Raw genomic sequence first — 24224 nt, forward strand, 5'->3', positions numbered from 1 at the left:
GCTGCGGCACGCTGCGATCTTTTGATTTTGATTTTTAAAAGCAGGATCAAAAGATCGCAGCGTGCCGCAGCTCCTACAGGATTTGATGTCAGTGGGCTATGCACACCGATTTCAGTTCGGTGTAGGCCTCGATCACCGTTCTGCCAAACTCTCGCCCCATCCCCGATTGCTTGACCCCGCCAAACGGCATTGCCGGATCCAGCAGCACATGCGCATTCACCCACACCGTGCCCGCTTCGATACGCGGCACCAGGTTCATCGCCTTGCTCAAATCATTCGTCCACAAACTCGCGGCCAACCCATACGGATTGTCATTGGCCAACTCGATCATCGCGTCTTCATCATCAAACGCAATCACCGCCAACACCGGGCCGAACACTTCTTCACGGGCCACGGCCATGCTGTGATCGACATCCGCCAGCACCGTCGGCTGCACGTAAAAACCCTCACCCTCGAGCAGCTCACCGCCACACACCACTCGCGCGCCTTCACGCTTGGCCAGTTCGATGTGCTTGAGCACGCTTTGTTGCTGCTTGCGTGACACCAGCGGATTGATGGCCGCCTCGCAGTTCATCCCCGCGCCAATCGGCATGGCCGAAACCACTGCCGCGAGACCTTCGACAAACTGGTCGTGAATCGAACGATGCACATAGAAGCGCGACGCCGCCGCGCACACCTGACCGTTGTTCAGCAAGCCACCGAGAATCGCGCCTTGAATGGCTTTTTCAACATCGGCATCCGCCAGCAGAATCATCGGGTTCTTGCCGCCCAGTTCCAGCGCAAAACGGGTCATGTTGGCCATGCACGCGACACCAACGGTTTTGCCCACCACCGTCGAACCGGTGAACGACACCTTGCTCACCAGTGGATGCGCCGTCAGCGCGCCGCCGACCGAAGCCCCGCCGCCCGTGACCACGTTGAACACGCCTGCCGGAATGCCCGCCTCTAACGCCAGTTCAGCCAGACGCATGGCCGTCAGCGGAGTTTCCATCGCCGGTTTGATCACCACCGTGCAACCGGTGGCCAGCGCCGGCATCAACTTCCACGCGGCGATCATCAATGGAAAATTCCACGGCACGATGCCGACCACCACACCCACCGGTTCGCGTTTGGTGAACGTGGTGAATTTTGTCCCCGGCGGCAGCGGAATCGACACGTCGTAGGTCTGTCCTTCGATCTTGGTCGCCCAGCCCGACATGTAGCGCATGAATTCCACCGTGGCGTTGACGTCCAGCGCGCGGGCCATGTTGATCGACTTGCCCTGGCTGAGGGTTTCCAGTTGCGCCAGCTCTTCGCCGTGTTCCTCGACCAGGCGGGTGAAATTCAGCAGGATGCGCTCGCGATCGGCCGGGCGCAGGCCCGACCACACGCCAGACTTGAACGCGGCATGCGAAGACTGCACCGCGCGCTCGACCAATTCGGCCGGCGCATCGAGGGTTTCGCACAAGGTCTGGCCGGTGGCCGGATCGACCACGGCAATCGTCGGCCCTTCAGCGAATTGCCACTGGCCATCGATAAAGCAGCCATGTCGACGATCAATGAACGCCGCGACTTGCGGCAGCATTGCAACGTTGCTCATAAAGCCTCCTTGGATTTGAGGAAACACACCACGGCCTCACGATCATCTTTCGAGGCCAGGCCCATGTAGGGCATGTAGGTGCCGGGCACGTAGGCCTGGGGTTGGGTGATCAGTTCGGCGATGGTCTCGGCCTGCCAGGTGACGTCTTTGCTGCGCATCGCCTGGGAATAGCTGAAGCCTGCCAGTGAGCCGGATTTGCGCCCGATCACGCCGTTAAGGTTGGGGCCCATCATGCCGGTGACGTCTTTTTTAACCGCGTGGCAGACGCCGCATTCGGTGTTGAAAATTTGTGCGCCGTGGGATGAATCCGCCGCGCAATCGGCGGCGACAGCGGCTTGGGCGAGTGTCAGAGAAAACAACGAAGCACAGGCGAATTTGAGCAGGGACATAGAAGACACATCCAAAAAAACAGTGAATACACACCAATCCCTGTAGGAGCCGAGCTTGCTCGCGAAGACGTCAGCACATTCAGAACAGGGGTTGCCTGACACACCGCTTTCGCGAGCAAGCTCAGCTCCTACAGGGATTGGTGGCGACGGGAGCTGATGGAGATTGTCTGGCCTGCCGCCAAAGCAGGTTTTGCCCTGCCTGCCAGTCGTGTTGGCAAGGCTGCCAATTGCGACTGGCACAGACACACAAGCACTTGGCAGACACAGCAATTCCCCGGTTTCGCCGCAGAGGCAGAATCCACTGGCACCCACTTTTCAGGGCACCAGTCAGGGAGTCCCCCTTCAATGCGAACCAACCGGATCACAGTACCGTCAGCGCTGGGCTTGAGCCTGCTGATGCTCGGCTTGAACAGCGCCCATGCCGATCTGCCGCCCGACACCATCGGCCAGACCACGCTGGCGTTCCCGCCCGAAGCGCACCGCGCTTACGTGGTCGACGTCGAATTCGAAAGTTTCGTGATGGGCCGCGTCACCGTGGTCGATCCCGACAAGAAGAAAATCCTCGGCATGGTGCCGACCGGTTTTGCCGCGCCATCGGCCCTGAGCCATGACCGCAAAACCCTGTACAGCGCCGACCTGTTCTACTCGCGCGGCACTCGCGGCACCCGCACCGACGTGCTCACCGCGTGGGACACCTCGACGCTGTCGCCCTCGTGGGAAGTGGTGATTCCAAGCAAACGCGCCGAATCCCTGACCCAGCGCTACGGCCTGAAACCGAGCGGCGATGACCGCTTCGTCTACGTCTACAACTTCACCCCATCGACCTCGGTGACCGTGGTCGACACCCAGTCCCATGCGGTCAGCAGTGAAATCGCCATCCCCGGTTGCGTGCTCAATTACCCGGTCGGCAACCGCCGCTTCGCCTCGTTGTGCGGCGACGGCAGCCTGCAAGTGGTCACCCTCAATGATCAGGGCCAGGAAACCGCGCGCAGCCGCACGCCGTTCTTCGACCCGAACGCCGAGAAGCTCAACGAGCGCGCGGTCAACGTCGGCGACACCTACTACTTCGTCACCACCACCGGCACTGTGCGCCCGGTCGATTTCGCCGGCGACGCGCCGAAGATTCTGCCGGCGTGGTCGCTGGTCAACGACGCCGAAAAGAAAACCGGTTGGGCCCCCGGCGGCTGGCAGTTGATGGCGGTCGCACCGAAGCTCGATCGCCTGTACGTGTTGATGCACGACGCCCACGAAGCGATGAAGTGGGAAGACCCGAGCACGCTGATCTGGGCCTTCGATATCAAAACCGGCAAGAAGGTCGCGACCCTCGAAGCACCGACGCCGGTCTGGAGCCTGCAAGCCACCGGCGACGACAAACCGTTGCTGCTCGGCGCTGACGTCGAGGGCGGTTTGCAGGTCTTCGATCTGAGCACCAACAAGCTTCAATCGAGCATGCCGAAAGTCGCGAAAACCGCGACGCAAGTCATGAGCTACTGAGGAGGTTCAGCCATGACCCTTGACCCGATTTTCATCATCGCCAGTGCGCTGGCCGTCGCCGTGCTGCTGGCCAGCGCGGCGACGCACAAGCTGCGCGCACCGGGCCGGTTTGCCCGGCAACTGGCGGACTATCAACTGCTGCCCGAAACGCTGGTACGGCCCGTGGGCCGAGTGATTCCGCTGCTGGAATTGCTTATCGCTTTTGCCCTGCTGGTGCCGTTCAGCCGCGCCATTGCAGCGGTCTGCGCAGCCGGGTTGATCGCGCTGTACGCCGCCGCCATCGGCATCAACCTGTGGCGCGGTCGGCGTGACATCGACTGCGGCTGTGCCGGGCCGGATCAAGCGCAACCGTTGCGCCCGATTCTGCTGGCGCGCAACGCGGTGTTGGTGGCTTTGGCGTTACTGGCGAGCAGCACTCCGATCGTTCGCGACCTTGGTTTGTTCGACGGTTTTGTCACCGTCGCCGCCAGTGCTGTTGCGCTGCTGATCTACGCCTCCGCCGACGGCTTGCTGGCCAACTCCCCTCTTCTGCTCAAATTGATTGGTAGGTGATTTATGCAAGGTCTGATGATTTCCAACGTGCTGTTGTGGGTGCTGCTGATTGCGCTGGCGTTCGCGGTGATGGGCCTGGTGCGGCAGATCGGCGTGCTGCACGGGCGCATTGCTCCGGCCGGTGCGCTGATGGTCGATAAGGGTGTGGCGGTCAACGAAGCGGCGCCGCAAGTCACCGCTGCTGATCGCCATGGTCGTCCGGTCAATTTTGGTTATGCCGGGGAAAAGAACCAGTTGCTGTTCTTCCTCTCGCCGACCTGCCCGATCTGCAAATCGCTGCTGCCGGCGATCAAATCCATCGCCAAACAACAAGCCGATCGCCTCGACGTGGTGTTTATCAGCGACGGCGACATGGATGCCCAACAAGCGCTGATCCGCGAACACAAACTCGATGACATGACCTACGTGGTCGGCCCGGAAGTCGGCATGACCTACCAGATCGGCAAGCTGCCGTACGCGGCGCTGATCGACAAATCCGGCACCTTGCGCGCCAAAGGTCTGGTCAATTCCCGTGAGCATCTCGACAGCCTGTTCGAGGTCGAACACCTGCACAGCGCCACGCTGCAGGAATACCTCAACAGCCAGCCGCAGCCGCATGACCACGGTCACGGCCATAGCCACAGCCACTGAGCAGGGAGACATTTATGAAACTGCTGGATCTGCTCTTTGAGCGCTCGACCCGCCGCGTGGCCGACACCACATCGCGACGCAAATTGCTGGCGCGCATGGGCTCGCTGATGGTCGCCGGCGCCGCACTGCCGCTGCTGTTGCCGCTGGATCGCACCAGCAAGGCGCTGGCGGCGGACAATCCCAAGGCCGGCGATCCCGGTGATCCGAACAGCTGCGACTACTGGCGCTACTGCTCGATCGACGGCTTTCTGTGCAGTTGCTGCGGCGGCTCGGTGACCTCGTGCCCACCCGGCACCGAAGCCTCGCAAGTGACCTGGATCGGCACCTGCCGCAACCCGGCGGACGGCAAGGATTACATCATTTCGTACAACGATTGCTGCGGAAAACAGAGCTGCGCGCAGTGCGCCTGTACGCGCAACGACAGCGAAGAGCCGGCGTACCGGCCGTTCAACAACAACGACGTGAACTGGTGTTTGGCGGCGAAATCGCACATCTACCACTGCACGGTTTCGATTATTCGCGGTGTCGCCGTCTGACAACACCGCCCTTTTGTAGGAGCCGAGCTTGCTCGCGAAGACGTCAGCACATCCAGCATATGGATTGCCTGACACACCGCTTTCGCGAGCAAGCTCAGCTCCTACAAGGGTTTTGTGTAAATTTTGAGGGTGGTGTTATGCGTCATTTGTTCGTGATGGGTCTGGCTTTGGTGTTGGCCGCACCAGCGGTTTACGCCCGGGCCATTCCCAACCCCAATCAGCGTCATGCGCCGGGTAACGAATCGCCGCAAACGCCCATCGCCCAGGCGGGTTACAGCGTCGGCGTGAATTACCAATTGCAATGCGCCGGCTGCCACTTGCCCGACGGCAGCGGTTCAGCCGCCAACGACACACCGCGTCTGACCGGTTTCGTCGGCAACTTTCTTAAGGTACCCGGTGGCCGGGAGTTTCTGGTGCGCGTGCCGGGCATGTCGCAATCAGCGCTGAACAACGCGCAACTGGCCGACCTGCTCAACTGGCTGATTCGCGAGGACGGCATGGCTGGCAAAAGCACGCCTGCGCACTATCAGCCGTACAGCGCTGACGAGATTGCGCAGTTGCGCCACGAAACCATGCTCAACCTGCCGGGCACCCGCGCGGAGCTGATCAAAGCCATGCGCGCGCAAGGTATCGCCATCGATGACGGCATGCACTACTGAGCCTCAGGCATGCTGCCTGCGGTACTCCCCCGGCGCAATGCCGAAACGTGATTTGAATGCCGTGGAAAAATGGCTCGAATCGGAAAAGCCCCAGGAATAACCAAACACCGAGAGCTTCTGCTCAGCCCCGGCTTGGCGCAGCGATTCGGCGCACAAATCCAGCCGCCGATTCTTGATGTAGCGCGCCACCACCAGACCCTTTTTTGCAAAGATCCGGTACAGCCCGCGCACCGACATGCCGACTTCCCGCGCCAACCACTCCGGACAGAGTTCTTCGCAGCGAATGTGCTCGTCGATGCACGCCAAGGATTTCTGGAAGATCCGTTCATGCAGATCGCTGCAATCTTCGCTGTGGCTGATCGCCGGGCGCAGCAGGCTGACAATCGCCTCCAGCGTCGCTTCGCTTTCGCTGAGGCTGAGGTTCTTTTGCCGCGTCGCGTCGAGAATCAAATGGTGCGAGAGCATGGCCATCGGCGAACTCGCCGGGATGCGGTGGCCGCACTTGACCTGATTGAAGCGCAAGGTCTTCTCGACCAGATGCGTCGGCAGGATCAGCGACAGTTGCCGCGAGTTTTCGTGGTAAGTGAAATCGCTCGGGCGGGAGGCGTCGATCAGGGTGATGTCGCCCGCCGAGAGCAGCGCTTTATTGTCGCCCTGAGCCATGCCCGCCGAGCCTTCGAGCTGGAACACGGCAAAATATTTACCGCCCTCGCCGGCAGCGATTTCCGTCGGCGTGCGATACAGCCGCGCTTGGCAGGCGTCGACAAAACTCAGCTTGAGCGCACCGCTTTGGTACTCGCGAATGCGCCCGGAGAAATCGGCGCCGAGGGTTTGCGCGTTGAAGGCGCCACAGATCTGGTTGATCTGATGGATCCATTGATCGAAGCCGTCACGGCGTTGTGCAGTTGAAGAAATCATGTCTGGCCTCACGCAGGCTTGTTTTTATTATCTACGTCAATCCAAGCGTTCTTCCTGAACAGTGCGGCTCCCTCGTTGTGGCGCTTATTTCAAGCCGCCAAAACGTCGATAGAAACTCTCGCCGACATCCGGCAACGGCCCGTCAGCGGTTTCCAGCGCAGTGTTCAGCCACTCTTCGGCCTTGGCGTAGATCAATCGGTAAATGTTGCGGCAAAGCTGGCGGGCGGCACGGCCTTCCCAATCGCCGGGGAGCAATTCGTCAGGCAGTTGCGGGTCGCGCAGCAGCAGTTTGCGGTATTCATGAATAAGCAGAAGACGTGCCATGAAGCAGTCGGCCGGCAGCAGGTTTTCCTGCTCGCGCAGTGCTTGCCAGAGCGGTCGGAACAATTGGATGAACTCGCTGTAATGCGCCGCCAGTTCCTCGATGTTCCAGCTCTCGCGCACCTGTGCACGCAGGGCTTTGGAGGCCAATACGTCTTGCGCGGTGGTTTCGAAAACGATGGTGTCTTCGAGCGCGCCGAGGTCTTGCAGGGTCGCGTTGACGTCGGCGCGATCACTGCGCGGGCACGCCAGCACGGCCGGCGAAATCGCACCAAAACCTTGCCACTCGAGTTCTTCGCGCACTTGCTTGCGCTTGTCCTGGCTCAATTGCGTGAGCATCGCCAGGCACCACGAACCGTCCCACGCCGGCACGGTTGAACTGTACACGCGCTTGAAGGCCTTATCGAAGCGCCGACGCCCGGTGCCGGTGAGGCTGTAGTAGCTGCGGCGGCCGACTTTTTCGGCGGTCAGCCAGCCTTCTTTGGTCAGGCGAAAAATCGAAGTACGGATCAGCCGTTCGTTGATGCCGATCGGTTCGAGCAACTGGATCAGACTGCCCAGCCACACCGTGCCGCCGTGGGGTTCGATGGCATCCCCGTACAGCGTAATGATCAAGGAACTGGCGCGGATGGGCGTCTGCTCCTGGAAACGGGTGATGAGGTGGTTCAAAGGTGTCAGCGATGACATGGGCGTACCGGACAATGAAAAAGGAAGGAATATACCGAATCAAAACCTTTATGAGTGAACCCTGTGGCGAGGGGATTTATCCCCGATGGACTGCGCAGCAGTCCCGGCTTTTGGGGCCGCTTCGCAGCCCGTCGGGGATAAATCCCCTCACCACAAAGTCCTGCAACCACACAAAGACCTGATCTCACTGGGATTGAGATGCTTTTGGGCGCAAGCCGCTGTCACTGATCCGTGGGCGATCCGCTTCAGGTTCGCTCAGCGGTTCGCACACCTGCATCTGCGTCAGGCAGCGCTGGGCCAGCGCTTGGTACTTGCGAGTGCCGGCCTGTTTCCACGCCACTTCCTGATCACTCAATACGCGCTTGATACTCGCCGGTGCGCCCATCACCAATGACTGTTCCGGGCATTCAAAACCCGCTTTGACGAACGCCGCCGCCGAGACAAACGAGCGTGCGCCAATTCGTGCGTTATCCATCACCACCGCATTCATCCCGACCAGCGCGTCAGCGCCGATCCGGCAACCGTGCAACACCGCGCCGTGGCCGATATGGCCATTGCGCTCGACCACCGTGTCGCTGTCGGGAAAGCCGTGCATCACGCAGGTGTCCTGCAAGTTAGCGCCCTCTTCCAGCACGATGCGGCCAAAGTCGCCGCGCAAACTGGCCAGCGGCCCGACATAACAATGCGGGCCAATGATCACGTCGCCGATCAACACCGCTGACGGATGCACATAAGCCGAAGGGTCAACCACCGGGGTCAGTCCATCAAGGCTGTAACAGGTCATCGCAGGCTCCTTTGGTGGACGTTGTGCGGTGAGATACGCAAAGCGATGCGTAAACAGGCTTGATTTGTATCACATCATTTCGATGCAGTGAAGAGAGAAAAGCGTATCGCTTTTGTCGAACACCGTTCATCGGCAATCTCGATCCCACAAAACCTACGAATATTCGCGTTATTTCAATCAGTTACTCAACTCCAACCAAGAACCAACAAGCTGTAGCAAATTCCACAACCTTCCATTTGGGACACGTTAATCACATTTCAATCTTGCATTTACGTATCACGTTAAGCCTATACTCCGGCAAATCCGACGCCTGACGTCGAACCAACAACAAGCCGGCATTAGCCGAGCGTGCTCCGTGAGGGCCTTTGCCATGCCTCAAACACTGGCCGTTGAACAGCTGCAAGCTGTGCGCCTGATCACCCTGCAACGTCCGCAGGCCTTGAATGCCCTCAACACCGAACTGCTCGGCGAACTCGCCGCTGCACTGAGCGCCGCCGAAGCCGACCCCGAGACCCGCGCCGTGGTGCTGACCGGCAGCCGCAAAGCCTTCGCTGCGGGCGCCGACATCAAGGAAATGGCCGAGCGCGATCTGGTCGGCATCCTCAATGACCCGCGCCAAGCCTCGTGGCAAACCATCACCCGCTTCAGCAAGCCGCTGATCGCCGCCGTCAACGGCTTCGCCCTCGGCGGCGGCTGCGAATTGGCGATGCACGCCGACATCCTGATTGCCGGTGAAGACGCGCGTTTCGGTCAGCCGGAAATCAACCTCGGGATCATGCCCGGCGCCGGTGGCACCCAGCGATTGCTGCGTGCCGTGGGTAAATCCCTGGCGATGCAAATGGTGCTCACCGGCGAAGCCATCGACGCCCGCCATGCCCTGCGCGCCGGCCTGGTCAGCGAAATCACCCAGCCGGAATTCACCGTCGAACGCGCCCTGCAGATCGCCCACGCCATCGCCGCGAAAGCGCCATTGGCCGTGCGTCTGGCCAAGGAAGCGCTGCTCAAGGCGATGGACACCGATTTGGCCAGCGGCCTGCGTTTCGAGCGCCACGCCTTCACCTTGCTGGCCGGCACCGCCGACCGCGATGAAGGCATCCGCGCCTTTCAAGACAAGCGTGCGCCGCAGTTTCGCGGCCAGTAATCGAATCGAACGATCTCCCGGAGAGCCTTGCCCATGAACTTCGAACACATCCTGTTTTCCATCGAGGCCGGCGTCGCCCTGCTCAGCCTCAACCGGCCCGAGCAACTGAACAGCTTCAACACCGCCATGCACCTGGAGGTCAAGGAAGCGCTGAAGCAGGTGCGGCAGAACCCGGAAGTGCGCGTGCTGCTGCTGACCGGTGAAGGTCGTGGCTTCTGCGCCGGTCAAGATCTCAGCGACCGCAATGTCGCGCCAGGCACTGAAGCGCCGGATCTCGGCGTGTCGATCGAAACCTTCTACAACCCGTTGATCCGCCAGTTACGCGATCTGCCAATGCCGGTGATTTGCGCGGTCAACGGCGTCGCTGCCGGGGCCGGGGCGAACATTCCGCTGGCCTGCGATCTGGTGCTGGCGGCGCGTTCGGCGAGCTTCATTCAAGCGTTCTGCAAAATCGGCCTGATCCCGGATTCCGGCGGCACCTGGACGTTGCCGCGACTGGTCGGCATGGCCCGCGCCAAAGCCTTGGCCTTGCTCGGCAACCGTTTGAGCGCCGAACAGGCCGAGCAATGGGGGTTGATCTATCGCTGCGTTGACGACGCGCAATTGCGCGACGGAGCGCTGACCCTCGCCCGCCACTTGGCCACACAACCGACTTACGGTCTGGCGCTGATCAAACGCAGCCTCAACGCCAGCCTCAGCAACACCTTCGATGAACAGCTTGAGCTGGAGCGCGACCTGCAACGGCTGGCCGGGCGCAGCGAGGATTACCGCGAAGGCGTCAGCGCCTTCATGGACAAACGCACCCCAGCGTTCAAGGGTCGCTGAACATGAGCGCACTCGACCGCAACGCAAAAATCGCCGTGATCGGTGCCGGCGCCATGGGCGCCGGCATTGCGCAAGTCGCGGCGCAAGCCGGGCATTCGGTGTTGCTGCTGGATAATCGTCCGGGCGCCGCCGCGCAAGCCATCGACGGTATCGACCGCCAACTCGGCAAACGCGTGGAGAAAGGCAAACTCGCGGCGGATGAGCGCGGCGCCATCGTCGCTCGCTTGCACGCGGTAGAAGCCATCGAAACGCTGGCCGACTGCACGTTGATCATCGAAGCGATTGTCGAAAACCTTGAAGTCAAACGCGGGTTGTTCAAACAGTTGGAAAGTCTTTGCGGCGACGACTGCATTCTTGCCAGCAACACTTCTTCACTGTCGATCACCAGCATTGCTGCAGGCCTGCAACGCCCGGGACGTCTGCTCGGGCTGCACTTCTTCAACCCGGCGCCCGTGATGCCATTGGTGGAAATTGTCTCCGGGTTGGCCAGCGATTCCGCCCTCGCCCAGACCTTGTTCGACACCGCCAAAGCCTGGGGCAAGCAACCGGTGCACACCCGTTCGACGCCGGGTTTCATCGTCAATCGCGTGGCCCGGCCGTTCTACGCCGAAAGTCTGCGCCTGTTGCAGGAAGGCGCCGCCGATTGCGCCACCCTCGACGCGCTGATGCGTGAGGCTGGCGGCTTCGCTATGGGCGCCTTCGAACTCACTGATCTGATCGGCCACGATGTGAATTACGCGGTGACATGTTCGGTGTTCGACGCCTATTACGGCGACACTCGTTTTCAGCCGTCGCTGATCCAGAAAGAACTGGTCGACGCCGGGCGTTTCGGCCGCAAAAGCGGACGTGGTTTCTACAATTACAACGAAGGCGCGCAACGCCCGCAGCCGCAACAAATCAGCAGCGATGCGAGCGTCGATAACTGCGTGGTCGAAGGCGATCTCGGCGTCCTCAACGATTTGCTGCCACGCCTGAAAACCAGCGTGATCAAGCGCGATGGCAAAGGCCTGTTAAGGGTCGGCGACGCGGTATTGGCCCTGAGCGACGGGCGCATGGCCAGCCAACGTGCGAAGGAAGACGGCCTGCGCAATCTGATCCTGATTGACCTGGCTTTCGATTACGCCAGCGCCAAACGCATCGCCATCAGTTGCTCGGCGGACATCAGCTCTGACGCCCGCGAACAAGGCATCGCCCTGCTGCAAAGCGCCGGACTGCAGGTCAGCCTGCTCAGCGACACACCGGGCCTCGCCGTGTTGCGCACCGTCGCCATGCTCGCCAACGAAGCCGCCGACACCGTGCTGCACGACGTTGCCTCGGCAGCAGACATCGATCTGGCCATGCGCGCCGGGGTCAATTATCCGCAAGGCCCATTGGCTTGGGCCGAGCGCATCGGCCTGGCGCAGATCACCCAAGTCCTCGACCACCTGCAAACCAGTTACGGCGAAGAGCGCTACCGGCCATCGCTGCTGTTACGCCGCAAAGTCGCCGAAGGGAGCACATTCCATGACCAGCCTTGAAGCCATGAGCCTCGCCAGCCGTTGCGCGCAAACCATGTTCGACCGCGATGCCGCGACCCAAGGCTTGGGCATCCGCCTGATCAGCGCCGCGCCCGGCAGCTGCACCTTGGGCATGGCCGTGCGCGCCGACATGATCCAAGGCCACGGCACCTGTCACGGCGGCTTCCTATTCACCCTCGCCGACTCGGCGTTCGCCTTCGCCTGCAACAGTTACAACGACGCCACCGTGGCGATCGGTTGCAGCATCGACTACATCGCGCCCGCGCAGTTGGGCGACACGCTCACCGCACGCTGCACCGAGCAATCGCGCTCGGGCCGCACCGGCAATTACGACGTGCGCATTGAAAACCAGCAGGGCCAGTTGGTCGCCCTGTTCCACGGCAAATCCTACAAAGTGCGCGGCACCGTGCTGACGCCGGAGACTCCCCATGAATGACGCTCTGATCATCGACGCCGTGCGCACCCCGATCGGCCGCTACGCCGGAACCTTGAGCAGCGTGCGCGCCGACGACCTCGGCGCCGTGCCGCTGCGTGAACTGTTGCGCCGCCACCCGCAAGTCGACTGGAGCCAGGTCGACGACGTGATCTACGGCTGCGCCAATCAGGCCGGTGAAGACAACCGCAACGTCGCGCGCATGTCGGCGTTGCTGGCCGGGTTGCCGGTCAGCGTGCCGGGCACCACGCTCAACCGTTTGTGCGGCTCGGGACTGGATGCAATCGGCACTGCCGCACGGGCGATTCGCAGCGGTGAGGCCGGGCTGATGCTGGTCGGCGGCGTCGAATCGATGTCGCGTGCGCCGCTGGTGATGGGCAAGGCCGAGACGGCGTTTTCCCGTTCCGCAGAGATGCACGACACCACCATCGGCTGGCGTTTCGTCAATCCGCTGATGAAGAAAACCTTCGGCATTGATTCGATGCCCGAGACCGCAGAAAACGTCGCCGCACAGTTCAACATTTCCCGCGCCGACCAGGACGCTTTCGCCCTGCGCAGCCAGCAACGCGCCTCGGCCGCGCAGGCCAGCGGACGCCTGGCGAAAGAAATCGTTGCCGTGGAAATCCCCCAGCGCAAAGGCCCGGCCAAAGTCGTCGAGCATGACGAACACCCGCGCGCCGACACCACGCTGGAACAACTGCAAAAACTCGGCACGCCGTTCCGCGAGGGCGGCAGCATCACCGCCGGCAATGCTTCGGGCGTGAATGATGGCGCCTGCGCCTTGCTGCTGGCCAATGGGCAAACCGCACAGCGTTACGGTTTGAAGGCTCGCGGCCGTGTCGTGGCGATGGCCACTGCCGGCGTCGAGCCACGGATCATGGGCATCGGCCCGGTGCCCGCCACGCGCAAGGTGCTGGAACTGGCCAACCTCAGCCTCGCCGACATGGACGTCATCGAACTCAACGAAGCGTTCGCCGCGCAAGGCCTGGCGGTGCTGCGTGAACTCGGTCTGGGCGACAACGACCCACGCGTCAACCCGAACGGCGGCGCCATCGCCCTCGGCCATCCGCTGGGGATGAGCGGCGCGCGACTGGTCACCACCGCCCTGCAGGAATTGGAAGAGCGTCAGGGTCGCTATGCGCTGTGCACCATGTGCATCGGTGTCGGTCAAGGCATCGCGCTGGTGATCGAGCGTTTATCCGACTAAAGAACCGCGATTCCCGAGGTGCCGACAGGTATCCTTGGGGCATGCACTCAGAGCCCTGCGCAGGCGGGGCGGAAACACAAAAATAATTCGAGTGAAGTCATGAACATGCCAATTGCCCAAGCCGTGCTCAACCCTGAACTGGATCCGCTGGAAACCGCCAGCGTCGACCAGTTGCGTCAGCATCAACTCGAGCGCCTGCGCTGGAGCCTCAACCACGCCTACAACAATGTGCCGCTGTACCGTCAACGCTTCGATGCCCTGGGCATGCACCCGGACGACATTCGCTCGCTGGACGACCTGGCGAAATTTCCGTTCACCACCAAATCCGACCTGCGCGACAACTATCCCTACGGCATGTTTGCCGTGCCGATGCATGACGTCGTGCGCCTGCACGCGTCCAGCGGCACCACCGGCAAACCGACCGTGGTCGGTTACACGCAGAACGACATCGACACCTGGGCCAACATCGTTGCCCGTTCGATTCGTGCCGGCGGCGGCCGCCGCGGTGACAAGGTGCACATCTCCTACGGTTACGGCCTGTTTACCGGCGGCCTCGGCGCGCATTACGGTGCCGAACGCCTCGGTTGCACAGTGATCCCGATGTCCGGCGGCCAGACCGAAAAACAAGTGCAATTGATCAAGGACTTCCAGCCCGACATCATCATGGTCACGCCGTCGTACATGCTCAACATCGCCGACGAGATCGAACGTCAGGGCATCGACCCGCACAAACTGGCCCTGCGCCTGGGCATCTTCGGCGCCGAGCCGTGGACTGCCGAACTGCGCAGCGCCATCGAGGCACGCTTGGGCATCACTGCTCTGGACATCTATGGCTTATCGGAAATCATGGGCCCGGGCGTGGCCATGGAATGCGCGGAAAGCCGCGACGGCCCAACGATCTGGGAAGACCATTTCTACCCGGAAATCATCGACCCGATCACCGGCGAAGTGCTGCCGGACGGACAGATGGGCGAACTGGTGTTCACTTCGCTGAGCAAAGAAGCCCTACCGATGATCCGCTACCGCACCCGCGACCTCACTCGCCTGCTGCCGGGCACCGCACGCCCGATGCGCCGTATCGACAAGATCACCGGCCGCAGCGACGACATGCTGATTATCCGTGGCGTCAACGTGTTCCCGACCCAGGTCGAGGAGCAGGTGCTGAAAGTCAAACAGCTGTCGGAGTCATACGAGATTCACCTGTATCGCAACGGCAATCTCGACAGCGTCGATGTCCACGTCGAGCTCAAGGCCGATCATCAAGGCTTGAGTGATGAACAGCAGAAGGCCTTGTGCGGGGAGCTGAGCAAGCACATCAAGACGTATATCGGTATCAGTTCACGGGTGCTGCTGCAGCCGCCGTTCTCGATCAAACGCTCGGAAGGCAAGGCTTGCCATGTGATCGACAAACGCGCGAAAGCTTAAAGCAATAACAGCGGCGAAGGTGCAAGGCCTTCGCTGCTCGCTGCAATCCCTCCCTCCCCCTGCAAAACCACGGCGATGCTCTGCCGAGCATCGCCGTGCGCGTTTTCCGCTTTGCAAATGCGGGGCAACGCTCACCATTCATCCGAAGCGATACAGAAAAAACATACGACACGTTATTTTGTGTTTGATATTAATTTCCGTATCACTTATAAAGTTCTCCATGCCCTCGAACATGCCTTCGATAAACCTGAGGCAGGAGAACAATAATGTACGCACAGCTTGTAGAAACCGGCGTCAAGCGCATCAAAGACCTTTCGGAGATGTCCGAAGAGGAACGCGCCTTCCAGGAAAAAATCGATTCAGAAATCAAGATCGAAGCGAAGAACTGGATGCCCGATGCGTATCGCCAGACGCTGATCCGGCAGATCTCCCAGCACGCCCACTCCGAAATCGTCGGCATGCTTCCGGAAGGCAACTGGGTGACTCGCGCACCGTCACTCAAACGCAAATTGCAATTGATGGCGAAGATTCAGGACGAGGCCGGTCACGGGCTGTACCTCTACAGCGCGATGGAAACCCTCGGCGCCGACCGCGATGAAGAGATCGCCAAGCTGCACAGCGGCAAAGCCAAGTATTCGAGCATCTTCAATTACCCGACGCTGAACTGGGCCGACATGGGCGCGGTGGGCTGGCTGGTCGACGGCGCCGCGATCGTCAATCAGGTGGTGCTGCAGCGCACTTCGTACGGCCCTTACTCGCGGGCCATGGTGCGCATCTGCAAGGAAGAGAGTTTCCATCAGCGCCAGGGCTACGAAATTCTCCTGACCATGATGCGTCACGGCACTCAGGCGCAAAAAGACATGGTGCAGGACGCGATCAATCGCCTGTGGTGGCCGTCGCTGATGATGTTCGGCCCGAGCGATGAGCACTCGCCGAACAGTGCGCAATCGATGGCCTGGAAGATCAAACGCCAGAGCAATGACGAACTGCGCCAGCGCTTTATCGACCAGACCATCCCGCAGCTCGAACTGCTCGGCTGCACCTGCCCCGATCCTGACTTGAAGTGGAACGCCGAGCGCGGCCACTACGACTTTGGCGAAATCCAGTGGAACGAGTTCTACGAAGTGCTCAAGGGCAACGGCCCGTGCAATCAGGAACGCGTCGCCACCCGCCGCAAAGCCATTGAAGACGGCGCCTGGGTACGCGAAGCCGCCGTCGCTCATGCCCGTAAAAAAAACAACAAAAACGCCGCCTGACCCAAGGCACGACTGCTGATCGTTCCCACGCTCTGCGTGGGAACGCCTCAAGGGACGCTCTGCGTCCAGTGACGCGGAGCGTCACGGGCTGCATTCCCACGCAGGAGCGTGGGAACGATCGATTGTCAGCCGCACTAACCGAACTGATGTGGAGTGAATGACATGTCCCAATGGACCCTTTTCGAAGTTTTCGTGCGCAGCAAGCACGGCCTCAATCACAAACACGTCGGCAGCGTGCATGCCGCCGACACCACCATGGCCATCGAAAACGCTCGCGAGCTCTACACCCGTCGCAGCGAGGGTGTGAGCCTGTGGGTGGTGCCTTCGGCGCTGATCACCGCCTCGTCGCCGGATGAAAAGGATCCGCTGTTCGATCCGGCTGATGACAAGGTTTATCGCCACGCCAGTTTCTACGAACTGCCGGCCGAAGTCGGGCACATGTGAGGTCGACCATGAACGATAAAACCGATCTGATCGAATACCTGCTGCGCCTCGGTGACAGCGCCCTGATTCAGGGCCAGCGTCTGTGCCAATGGTGCGGCAAGGCGCCAGCGCTGGAAGAAGAACTGGCGCTGATGAACGTCGGCCTCGACCTCGTCGGCCAGGCGCGGCACTGGCTGGAATACGCTGCCGAGTTGCTGGATGACGGCCGCGATGCCGATGATCTGGCCTTCCGCCGCGACGAGCGTGCCTACCGCAATCTGCTGCTGGTCGAGCAACCGAATGGCGACTACGCCGTGACCATGCTCAAGCAATTCCTCTACGACGCCTGGCACCTGCCGGTGTTGCAGGGCCTGAGCCAGTCGAGCGACGAACGCATTGCCGGGATCGCCGCCAAAGCGGTCAAGGAAGTCACCTATCACCTGCGCCGCTCCGGCGAGTGGATCGAACGCCTGGGCGACGGCACCGAAGAAAGCCATCGGCGCATGCTCGCGGCGATTCCGGAAGTCTGGCGTTTTACCGTGGAACTGATCGCCGCAGACGACAGCGAACAACGTCTGTGCGCGGCCGGTATTTCGCCGGACATCGCCAGTGTCGCTGCGCAATGGCAAGCCACGGTCAACGACGTGTTCACTCGCGCCACCCTGCCCGTCCCGGCAGCGCCGAGCTACTTCTATCTGAATGCCCGTCGCGGTCTGCACAGCGAACACTTGGGCATTTTGCTCGCAGAAATGCAGTTCCTGCCTCGAGCGTACCCCGATGCAACCTGGTGAGCTGATCACCAGCGATCGCGGCGCCCGGCCGGCGCTGCTCGGTGATCTGGACAAGGCCTGGGCGACCCTCGCAGAGGTCATGGATCCGGAGGTGCCGGTGGTCAGCGTGGTCGATCTGGGTATCGTCCGCGATCTCGACTGGCAGGCCGGGCATCTGCACGTGGTGGTCACGCCGACCTACTCCGGTTGCCCGGCCACCGAAGTGATCGAGGATGACATCCGCACCGCGCTGGAACAGGCCGGATTCAATGCGCCGAAACTGGAGCGCAAATTGACCCCGGCGTGGTCGACCGACTGGATCACCGCCGATGGTCGCGAACGCCTGCGCGCTTACGGCATCGCCCCGCCCGATGGCAGCGCAAGCAAACGCACGCTGCTCGGCGAGAGTCCGACGGTGCTCTGCCCGCAGTGCGGCAGCGCCCACACCGAGATGCTCAGCGAGTTCGGTTCGACTGCGTGTAAAGCCTTGTACCGCTGCTGCGATTGCCGCGAGCCCTTCGACTATTTCAAGTGCATCTGAACGGCCCTACGCCGTGTCGGGAGAACAATAATGAGCAAATTTCACAGCCTGACCATCAAGGACGTGCGCAGCGAAACCCGCGACGCCGTGTCCATCGCCTTCGACATTCCGCAGCACCTGCAGGACAGTTTTCAGTTCACCCAAGGCCAGCACCTGGTGATGCGCACGCAGATGGACGGCGAAGAAGTGCGCCGCTCGTACTCGATCTGCACCGGGGTGAATGACGGCGAACTGCGCATTGCGATCAAACGCGTGGCCGGCGGGCGGTTCTCGGCGTTTGCCAATGAGCAATTGCAGCCCGGGCACACGCTGGAAGTGATGCCGCCGGCCGGGCATTTCCATGTTGATCTGGATCCGGCGCGGCACGGTAATTATCTCGCCGTGGCAGCGGGTTCGGGCATCACGCCGATTCTGTCGATCATCAAAACCACGCTGGAGAACGAACCGCACAGCCGCGTCACGTTGCTGTACGGCAACCGCTCCAGTTCGGGCGCATTGTTCCGTGAACAGCTGGAAGACCTGAAAAACCGCTACCTGCAACGTCTGAATCTGATCTTCGTGTTCAGCCGTGAGCAACAGGACGTTGACCTCTACAACGGTCGCATCGACGCGCAGAAATGCGAGCAACTGTTCAGCCGCTGGCTCGACGTCAAAGCCCTCGACGCAGCGTTCATTTGCGGCCCGCAAGAGATGACCGAAACCGTGCGCGACAGCCTCAAGGCCAAAGGCATGGGCGCCGAGCGCATCCACTTCGAACTGTTCGCCGCGGCCGGCAGCCAGCACAAACGCGAAGCCCGCGAGGCCGCGCAGATGCTCGACGCCGGCGTCAGCCAGATCACCGTGATCAGCGACGGTCGCGCCGTGGCGTTCGAACTGCCACGCAACAGCCAGAGCCTGCTCGATGCCGGCAATGCGCAAGGCCTGGAGCTGCCGTACTCGTGCAAGGCCGGCGTGTGCTCGACCTGCAAGTGCAAAGTCATCGAAGGCGAAGTCGACATGGACAGCAACCATGCGCTGGAAGATTACGAAGTCGCGGCGGGGTATGTGCTGTCGTGCCAGGCATACCCGGTGAGCGACAAAGTCGTCCTCGATTTCGACCAGTTCTAAAGGATTCACACCTATCCCCTGTAGGAGTGAGCCTGCTCGCGAAGGCGTCATCAAATTCAACACTGAAGTTGCCTGACACACCGCTTTCGCGAGCAGGCTCGCTCCCACAGAGGATGGCGGTGCTCACAGCGCCAGGCATCAACACAAAACAATGTGGGAGCGAGCTTGCTCGCGAAGGCGTCATCAGATTCAACATTGATGTCGCCTGACACACCGCTTTCGCGAGCAGGCTCGCTCCCACAGGGGAATGGTGGTTCTCACAGCGCCAAGCAACAACACAAAACAATGTGGGAGCGAGCCTGCTCAGTTCATCCGTTCGATGACCGGCATCGGCGCGTCCGGCGCCAACCAACACTAATTTCAAGCACAGGAGCTTATTTCATGTCCCACGCCCCTACCCTGCAAAGCTTCCTCGCCGGCCGCTGGATTGGCCAGCACGGCGCGCAAATCCTGCGCAGCGCCATCGACGGCCACGAACTGGCGCGCACGCACGAAGAGCGCCCGGACTTCGCTGAAGCCATCGATTTTGGTCGCCGCCAAGGCGTCACCGAACTGATGAAGCTCGACTTCCAGCAACGCGCGCAACGCCTCAAAGCCCTGGCGCTGTACCTCAGCGAACGCAAGGAAGAGCTTTACGCGCTCTCGCACCACAGCGGCGCCACCCGCGCCGACAGCTGGATCGACATCGAGGGCGGCAACGGCACGCTATTCACCTACGCCGGCCTCGGCGCGCGTGAGTTGCCGTCGGGCAACATCGTCCACGAAGGCCCGGCGCTGCCCTTGGGCAAACTCGGCACCTTTGCCGGCACACATATTCTGGTGCCGCGCGGCGGCGTCGCGGTGCACATCAACGCGTTCAACTTCCCGATCTGGGGCATGCTGGAAAAATTCGCGCCGTGCTTCCTCGCGGGCATGCCGTGCATTGTCAAACCGGCCAGCGCCACCAGTTATCTGACCGAGGCCGTGGTACGCATGATGGATGCCTCGGGTCTTTTGCCGACCGGCAGCCTGCAACTGGTGATCGGCAGCACCGGCGACCTCCTTGACCGCATGCAAGGCCAGGACGTGGTGACCTTCACCGGTTCCGCCGACACCGCCGCCAAGCTGCGCGTCAACCCGAACCTGATCCGCAACTCGGTGCCGTTCAACGCCGAGGCCGACTCACTGAACTGCGCGATCCTCGCCCCTGACGTAACCCCGGACGACGAAGAGTTCGAGCTGTTCATCAAAGAAGTCGCCCGCGAGATGACCACCAAGGCCGGGCAGAAATGCACCGCGATTCGCCGCGCCATCGTGCCCAAGCAACACATCGACGCCGTCGCCACACGTCTGCGCGATCGTTTGGCGAAAGTCGTCGTCGGCGATCCATCCGTGGAAGGCGTGCGCATGGGTGCATTGGCTTCCCATGATCAGCAGAAGGACGTCGGCGAACGCTTGCAAAGCTTGCTGCAAAGCTGCGATCAGCTGTTCGGCGTTGAGGACGGTTTCGAACCGCGCGGCGCAAACGTCAGCCAAGGCGCATTCTTCGCTCCAACGCTGTTGCTGGCCCGTGATCCGCACGCCGAAGGTGGCGCGCATGACATCGAAGCCTTCGGCCCGGTCAGCACACTGATGGCCTACGACGATCTCGATGAAGCGCTGGTGCTGGCCGCGCGCGGCAAGGGCAGTCTGGTTGCCAGCCTCGTCACCAAAGATCCGAAAATCGCCGCCAAAGCCATTCCGGTTGCCGCGGCCTGGCACGGCCGTTTGTTGGTACTGGATCGCGAATCCGCGGCCGAATCCACCGGCCATGGTTCGCCACTGCCACAACTGAAACACGGCGGCCCGGGTCGCGCTGGTGGTGGTGAAGAGTTGGGTGGCTTGCGTGCAGTAAAACATTACCTACAACGCGCCGCCGTGCAGGGCTCGCCGACCATGCTCGCTGCCGTCACCGGTGAACACGTGCGCGGCGCAAAAGTCATCGAGACCGAAGTGCATCCATTCCGTCGACACTTCCAGGATCTGCAGATCGGCGAGTCGCTGCTGACTCACCGCCGCACTGTCACCGAAGCGGATCTGGTCAACTTCGGCTGCCTGTCCGGTGACCACTTCTACATGCACTTCGACGACATCGCCGCCAAGGAATCGCAGTTCGGCAAACGCATCGCCCACGGCTATTTCGTGTTGTCCGCGGCCGCCGGCCTGTTCGTCTCCGCTGCGCCCGGCCCGGTGCTGGCCAACTATGGCCTCGACACTTTGCGTTTCATCAACCCGGTCGGTATCGGCGACACCATTCAGGCGCGCCTGACCTGCAAACGCAAGATCGACCAAGGCAAGAAGAGCCCGCAAGGCATTCCGCAAGGCGTGGTGGCGTGGGATGTGGAAGTCACCAACCAGCTCGGTGAGCTGGTGGCCAGCTATGACATTTTGACCTTGGTGGTGAAGCGCGAAGAAGTCGCAGCGTAACGAAAAAAGGGGCAGCGCAAGGTTGCCCCTTTCCCACAGGGGAATTGATTGGGTTCTGGAGTTATTAAACAGGCTGAAACAATAAACACGCCGATAGAAATATCGACGATTGTTGGGCAACTCTAGAGCCGCTCTGGGCTTCAGGCCATTCAGCACCTGCCCAAAGCAGATCGCCCAATAGTTTAAAAGGGCGATCAGTCCGCCCACCCTTGGTATCATCGCCCACACTTTTTTGACGTTTTAATGACGGTAAGGTCTTTTTTTTGTGAGCGCTCTTTTTCACCGTTTGCGGCATCCGCATGCCCGCCTCGTCTCGTTGATCATTCTGGTGCTGATCGTGCCGGTGTGCCTGCGCGCGGTATTGGGCTGGTCGTCACCGCTGGGGTATTTGTCGGATCTGGCCATTGGCAGTTCGCTGGTGGTTTTGCTGCATCGTCGCGCCTGGTGGCTGGCGCTGCCGGTGCTGTTGTTCTGGGGCCTGCTGGCGGTGGCGACTGCTGAACTGGTGAGCGCAGTCGGCCGCTTGCCGACACCTTCCGACATTCATTACCTGATTGATCCGCAATTTGTCGAAAACTCCACCGGCGGCGGTATGGCGCATCCGGCGGTGGGCATTGTTTTGCTGTTGGCGCTGATGGTCTGGCTGCTGACCCGGTATCTCGGGCGCGGCGTCACTCGCCCAGCCCTGCCCCGCGCGGTGTGGAGCGTGCCACTGGTGTTGTTCGCCGCGCATTGGGGCGCGCAGAACCTGTGGCCGAACGAAGCTGATCCGTGGCGGCTGTACAACCTGCCACACCAACTGCTCGCCAGCGAAGTCGCCGATCTGCAGATTCAGGGCGAAGAATGGCTCGACGGCGATATTGAAGAACCCGCGCCGGCGATGGCCGGGCTCACCGACGTCGACCTCAATGGCCACAAGCTGCTGGCCGCGCCGGGCCAGGCGCGCAACGTGCTGATCATCGCGCTGGAAGGCATTCCCGGCGCCTACCTCCGCGCTAACCGCGAAGCCATTGGCAGCCATTATCAGGAAGACCTGATGCCCAACCTCAGCCGCTGGGCCGAGCGCGGCATGAACACTCCGGATTACGTGCTGCACACGCACCAGACCATTCGCGGCCTGTACGCGATGCTCTGCGGCGATTACGACAAGCTCAACAACGGCACGCCCAAAGGCGTGGAAATGCTCACCCTGCATGAACGCAATCAAGCCTGCCTGCCGGCGCAACTGCGCCAGCACGGTTTCAGTACGCACTACCTGCAAGGCGCCGGGTTGCGTTTCATGGCCAAAGACAAAATCATGCCGCACATCGGTTTCGATGCGACCCATGGTCTGGAATGGTTCACCAACAGCAACTACCTGGAATTCCCTTGGGGCAAGGATGACAAGGCCTTCTTCGAGGGTGCGCTGGATTACGTCGGTGAACTGAAGAAGCAGAAACAGCCATGGATGCTCACGCTACTGACCGTTGGCACGCACCAGCCCTACTCCGCCCCGGAGGAATATCTGGAGCGTTATGAAACGCCCAAACAAGCCGCCGTCGGTTATCTCGATGATGCGCTGGAGCAGTTCCTCAGCGGTCTCGAACGCCAAGGCGTGTTGAAAGACACGCTGGTAGTGATTACTTCGGATGAGTCCCATGGCATCGACGGTGTACGTCTGGCCTCCTCTTGGGGATTCAATCTCACCCTCGCGCCCGAGCAATCACAACTGCCAAGGCTGAACAAAGGGGTTTATGGCCACGTTGATCTGAGCACCTCGATCCTCGACTATTTCGACCTGCCGGTACCCACGGCACTCAGCGGTCGGTCGCTGTTCCGCGACTACGATTCCGGTCGCGAAATCATGTCTTTCACCAACGGCAAACTGCGTTACCACAATGGCCAAGGCATCTTCTCCGAATGCGATATGCCGCGCCGCTGCCGTTACTACGAAAGCGCCGGGTTCATTGCCGAAAGCGCCACGTACAAAGGTAAATACAGCGGCCACCCTGCCCGGCAAATCGCTGCGCGTGCCAACGCACTCGACCTGTCACTGCTGCGCACCCCACTCAATCAGCGCTATCAGTTCGGCAGCACCAACGTCATCCCGCTACAGGCGCAAATCAAGGACGACTGGGCCGACAACCTGATCGGCGCGCAATACCTGGAAATGCCCAAAGGCTCTTACACCCGCGTGCGCCTGACCGTGCGTGCGGTTGATCCGCAGCAAACGGCGTTTATTCAGCTCAAGGCCAAGGAATTCGAGAAAGACGTGCAGTTGGGTCTGCCGACGGAAATGGTCGCCACGGCGGATCAACCGCTGGAGATGGATTTCAGCTTTGATAACCCGCAGCAGCGAAAGGCGTTTTCTTTTCATCTGCTGGGATATGGGGAAGGCGCGGTTGAGGTCACGGATTTCAGCGTAGTGACCGAACTGCCTGGACAGGAAGACCTCTTGGACGAAGTGCCAGAGGACGACACCGCCCAGTCCACCTGAATATTTTCGCCTCAAAGCCAATGTAGGAGCTGCCGAAGGCTGCGATCTTTTGATCCTGATCTTTTAGAGGAAAGATCAAAAGATCGCAGCCTTCGGCAGCTCCTACACG

Annotated in this window: 23 protein-coding genes; 18 read left to right on the forward strand and 5 right to left on the reverse strand. The window is 61.1% G+C overall.

All coding sequences use genetic code 11. The features are described from left to right. Positions 1 to 88: 88 nt before the first annotated feature. Positions 89 to 1579 (reverse strand): aldehyde dehydrogenase family protein, encoded by a 1491-nt coding sequence (locus QMX93_RS21155; RefSeq protein ID WP_282357849.1) that lies wholly within the window; start codon positions 1577 to 1579, stop codon positions 89 to 91. Next, positions 1576 to 1968 carry a c-type cytochrome gene (locus QMX93_RS21160; protein ID WP_053119459.1) on the reverse strand — a complete coding sequence of 131 codons (393 nt, stop codon included), beginning with the start codon at positions 1966 to 1968 and terminating at the stop codon, positions 1576 to 1578. Before QMX93_RS21160 ends, QMX93_RS21155 begins: the two co-directional genes overlap by 4 nt. Positions 1969 to 2313: 345 nt before the next feature. Between QMX93_RS21160 and QMX93_RS21165 the strand changes: the two genes are divergently transcribed. The 5 genes from QMX93_RS21165 to QMX93_RS21185 all read left to right on the forward strand — a co-directional run bounded on the left by QMX93_RS21165 (position 2314) and on the right by QMX93_RS21185 (position 5839). Continuing rightward, the gene (locus QMX93_RS21165) at positions 2314 to 3462 is read left to right on the forward strand and encodes an amine dehydrogenase large subunit (protein WP_053119457.1); all 1149 of its coding nucleotides are present in this window, start codon (positions 2314 to 2316) and stop codon (positions 3460 to 3462) included. A gap of 12 nt (positions 3463 to 3474) precedes the next feature. Then, the gene (locus QMX93_RS21170; protein WP_282357851.1) at positions 3475 to 4014 is read left to right on the forward strand and encodes a MauE/DoxX family redox-associated membrane protein; all 540 of its coding nucleotides are present in this window, start codon (positions 3475 to 3477) and stop codon (positions 4012 to 4014) included. 3 nt (positions 4015 to 4017) lie between these two features. Further along, complete coding sequence (gene mauD, locus QMX93_RS21175; protein WP_053119452.1) at positions 4018 to 4644, forward strand: methylamine dehydrogenase accessory protein MauD; 627 nt, start codon at positions 4018 to 4020, stop codon at positions 4642 to 4644. Between the two features lie 14 nt (positions 4645 to 4658). Next, positions 4659 to 5180: a methylamine dehydrogenase light chain gene (locus QMX93_RS21180; RefSeq protein WP_008079640.1), complete on the forward strand. Its 522-nt coding sequence runs from the start codon at positions 4659 to 4661 to the stop codon at positions 5178 to 5180. A 137-nt stretch (positions 5181 to 5317) separates the two neighbouring features. Beyond that, positions 5318 to 5839 carry a cytochrome C gene (locus QMX93_RS21185; RefSeq protein WP_282357852.1) on the forward strand — a complete coding sequence of 174 codons (522 nt, stop codon included), beginning with the start codon at positions 5318 to 5320 and terminating at the stop codon, positions 5837 to 5839. Positions 5840 to 5842: 3 nt separating this feature from the next. Here QMX93_RS21185 and feaR read toward each other — a convergent pair whose 3' ends face one another. From feaR to paaY, 3 genes are all read right to left on the reverse strand, one after another. After that, positions 5843 to 6757 carry a transcriptional regulator FeaR gene (feaR, locus tag QMX93_RS21190; protein WP_282357853.1) on the reverse strand — a complete coding sequence of 305 codons (915 nt, stop codon included), beginning with the start codon at positions 6755 to 6757 and terminating at the stop codon, positions 5843 to 5845. Positions 6758 to 6841: 84 nt separating this feature from the next. After that, complete coding sequence (paaX, locus tag QMX93_RS21195; RefSeq protein WP_008079637.1) at positions 6842 to 7765, reverse strand: phenylacetic acid degradation operon negative regulatory protein PaaX; 924 nt, start codon at positions 7763 to 7765, stop codon at positions 6842 to 6844. Positions 7766 to 7949: 184 nt separating this feature from the next. Next, positions 7950 to 8549, reverse strand: coding sequence for a phenylacetic acid degradation protein PaaY (paaY, locus tag QMX93_RS21200; RefSeq protein ID WP_282357855.1), 600 nt, complete (start codon positions 8547 to 8549; stop codon positions 7950 to 7952). Positions 8550 to 8919: 370 nt separating this feature from the next. Between paaY and paaF the strand changes: the two genes are divergently transcribed. The 13 genes from paaF to QMX93_RS21265 all read left to right on the forward strand — a co-directional run bounded on the left by paaF (position 8920) and on the right by QMX93_RS21265 (position 24115). After that, entirely contained in the window at positions 8920 to 9690 is a 771-nt protein-coding gene (gene paaF, locus QMX93_RS21205; protein WP_159815303.1) for a 2,3-dehydroadipyl-CoA hydratase PaaF, read from the forward strand. Positions 9691 to 9723: 33 nt separating this feature from the next. After that, positions 9724 to 10515: a 2-(1,2-epoxy-1,2-dihydrophenyl)acetyl-CoA isomerase PaaG gene (gene paaG / locus QMX93_RS21210; protein ID WP_282357856.1), complete on the forward strand. Its 792-nt coding sequence runs from the start codon at positions 9724 to 9726 to the stop codon at positions 10513 to 10515. Positions 10516 to 10517: 2 nt separating this feature from the next. After that, positions 10518 to 12032 (forward strand): 3-hydroxyacyl-CoA dehydrogenase PaaH, encoded by a 1515-nt coding sequence (gene paaH / locus QMX93_RS21215; RefSeq protein ID WP_282357857.1) that lies wholly within the window; start codon positions 10518 to 10520, stop codon positions 12030 to 12032. Further along, complete coding sequence (gene paaI / locus QMX93_RS21220) at positions 12019 to 12468, forward strand: hydroxyphenylacetyl-CoA thioesterase PaaI (protein ID WP_282357858.1); 450 nt, start codon at positions 12019 to 12021, stop codon at positions 12466 to 12468. The genes paaH and paaI overlap by 14 nt, the downstream gene beginning before the upstream one ends. Next, a complete protein-coding gene (pcaF, locus tag QMX93_RS21225) occupies positions 12461 to 13672 on the forward strand; it encodes a 3-oxoadipyl-CoA thiolase (protein WP_282357859.1) in 1212 nt (403 codons plus the stop codon). The genes paaI and pcaF overlap by 8 nt, the downstream gene beginning before the upstream one ends. A gap of 99 nt (positions 13673 to 13771) precedes the next feature. Beyond that, on the forward strand, positions 13772 to 15097 hold the full coding sequence (paaK, locus tag QMX93_RS21230) for a phenylacetate--CoA ligase PaaK (protein ID WP_282357860.1): 1326 nt from the start codon (positions 13772 to 13774) through the stop codon (positions 15095 to 15097). Positions 15098 to 15363: 266 nt separating this feature from the next. Further along, complete coding sequence (paaA, locus tag QMX93_RS21235; protein ID WP_282357861.1) at positions 15364 to 16353, forward strand: 1,2-phenylacetyl-CoA epoxidase subunit PaaA; 990 nt, start codon at positions 15364 to 15366, stop codon at positions 16351 to 16353. 162 nt (positions 16354 to 16515) lie between these two features. Next, positions 16516 to 16797, forward strand: a complete 282-nt coding sequence (gene paaB, locus QMX93_RS21240; RefSeq protein WP_008079627.1) for a 1,2-phenylacetyl-CoA epoxidase subunit PaaB — start codon at positions 16516 to 16518, stop codon at positions 16795 to 16797. A gap of 8 nt (positions 16798 to 16805) precedes the next feature. Then, positions 16806 to 17567, forward strand: a complete 762-nt coding sequence (paaC, locus tag QMX93_RS21245; protein WP_053119425.1) for a 1,2-phenylacetyl-CoA epoxidase subunit PaaC — start codon at positions 16806 to 16808, stop codon at positions 17565 to 17567. Next, positions 17554 to 18087, forward strand: a complete 534-nt coding sequence (gene paaD, locus QMX93_RS21250) for a 1,2-phenylacetyl-CoA epoxidase subunit PaaD (protein ID WP_282357862.1) — start codon at positions 17554 to 17556, stop codon at positions 18085 to 18087. Before paaC ends, paaD begins: the two co-directional genes overlap by 14 nt. 30 nt (positions 18088 to 18117) lie before the next feature. Beyond that, positions 18118 to 19194, forward strand: coding sequence for a 1,2-phenylacetyl-CoA epoxidase subunit PaaE (gene paaE, locus QMX93_RS21255; protein WP_159815309.1), 1077 nt, complete (start codon positions 18118 to 18120; stop codon positions 19192 to 19194). Between the two features lie 381 nt (positions 19195 to 19575). Further along, positions 19576 to 21639 (forward strand): phenylacetic acid degradation bifunctional protein PaaZ, encoded by a 2064-nt coding sequence (paaZ, locus tag QMX93_RS21260; protein ID WP_282357863.1) that lies wholly within the window; start codon positions 19576 to 19578, stop codon positions 21637 to 21639. Between the two features lie 265 nt (positions 21640 to 21904). Then, complete coding sequence (locus tag QMX93_RS21265) at positions 21905 to 24115, forward strand: LTA synthase family protein (protein WP_282357864.1); 2211 nt, start codon at positions 21905 to 21907, stop codon at positions 24113 to 24115. Positions 24116 to 24224: the final 109 nt, after the last annotated feature.

It is taken from the genome of Pseudomonas sp. PS01303, from assembly GCF_029959385.1.
In the GTDB taxonomy this organism is placed as follows: domain Bacteria; phylum Pseudomonadota; class Gammaproteobacteria; order Pseudomonadales; family Pseudomonadaceae; genus Aquipseudomonas; species Aquipseudomonas rustica.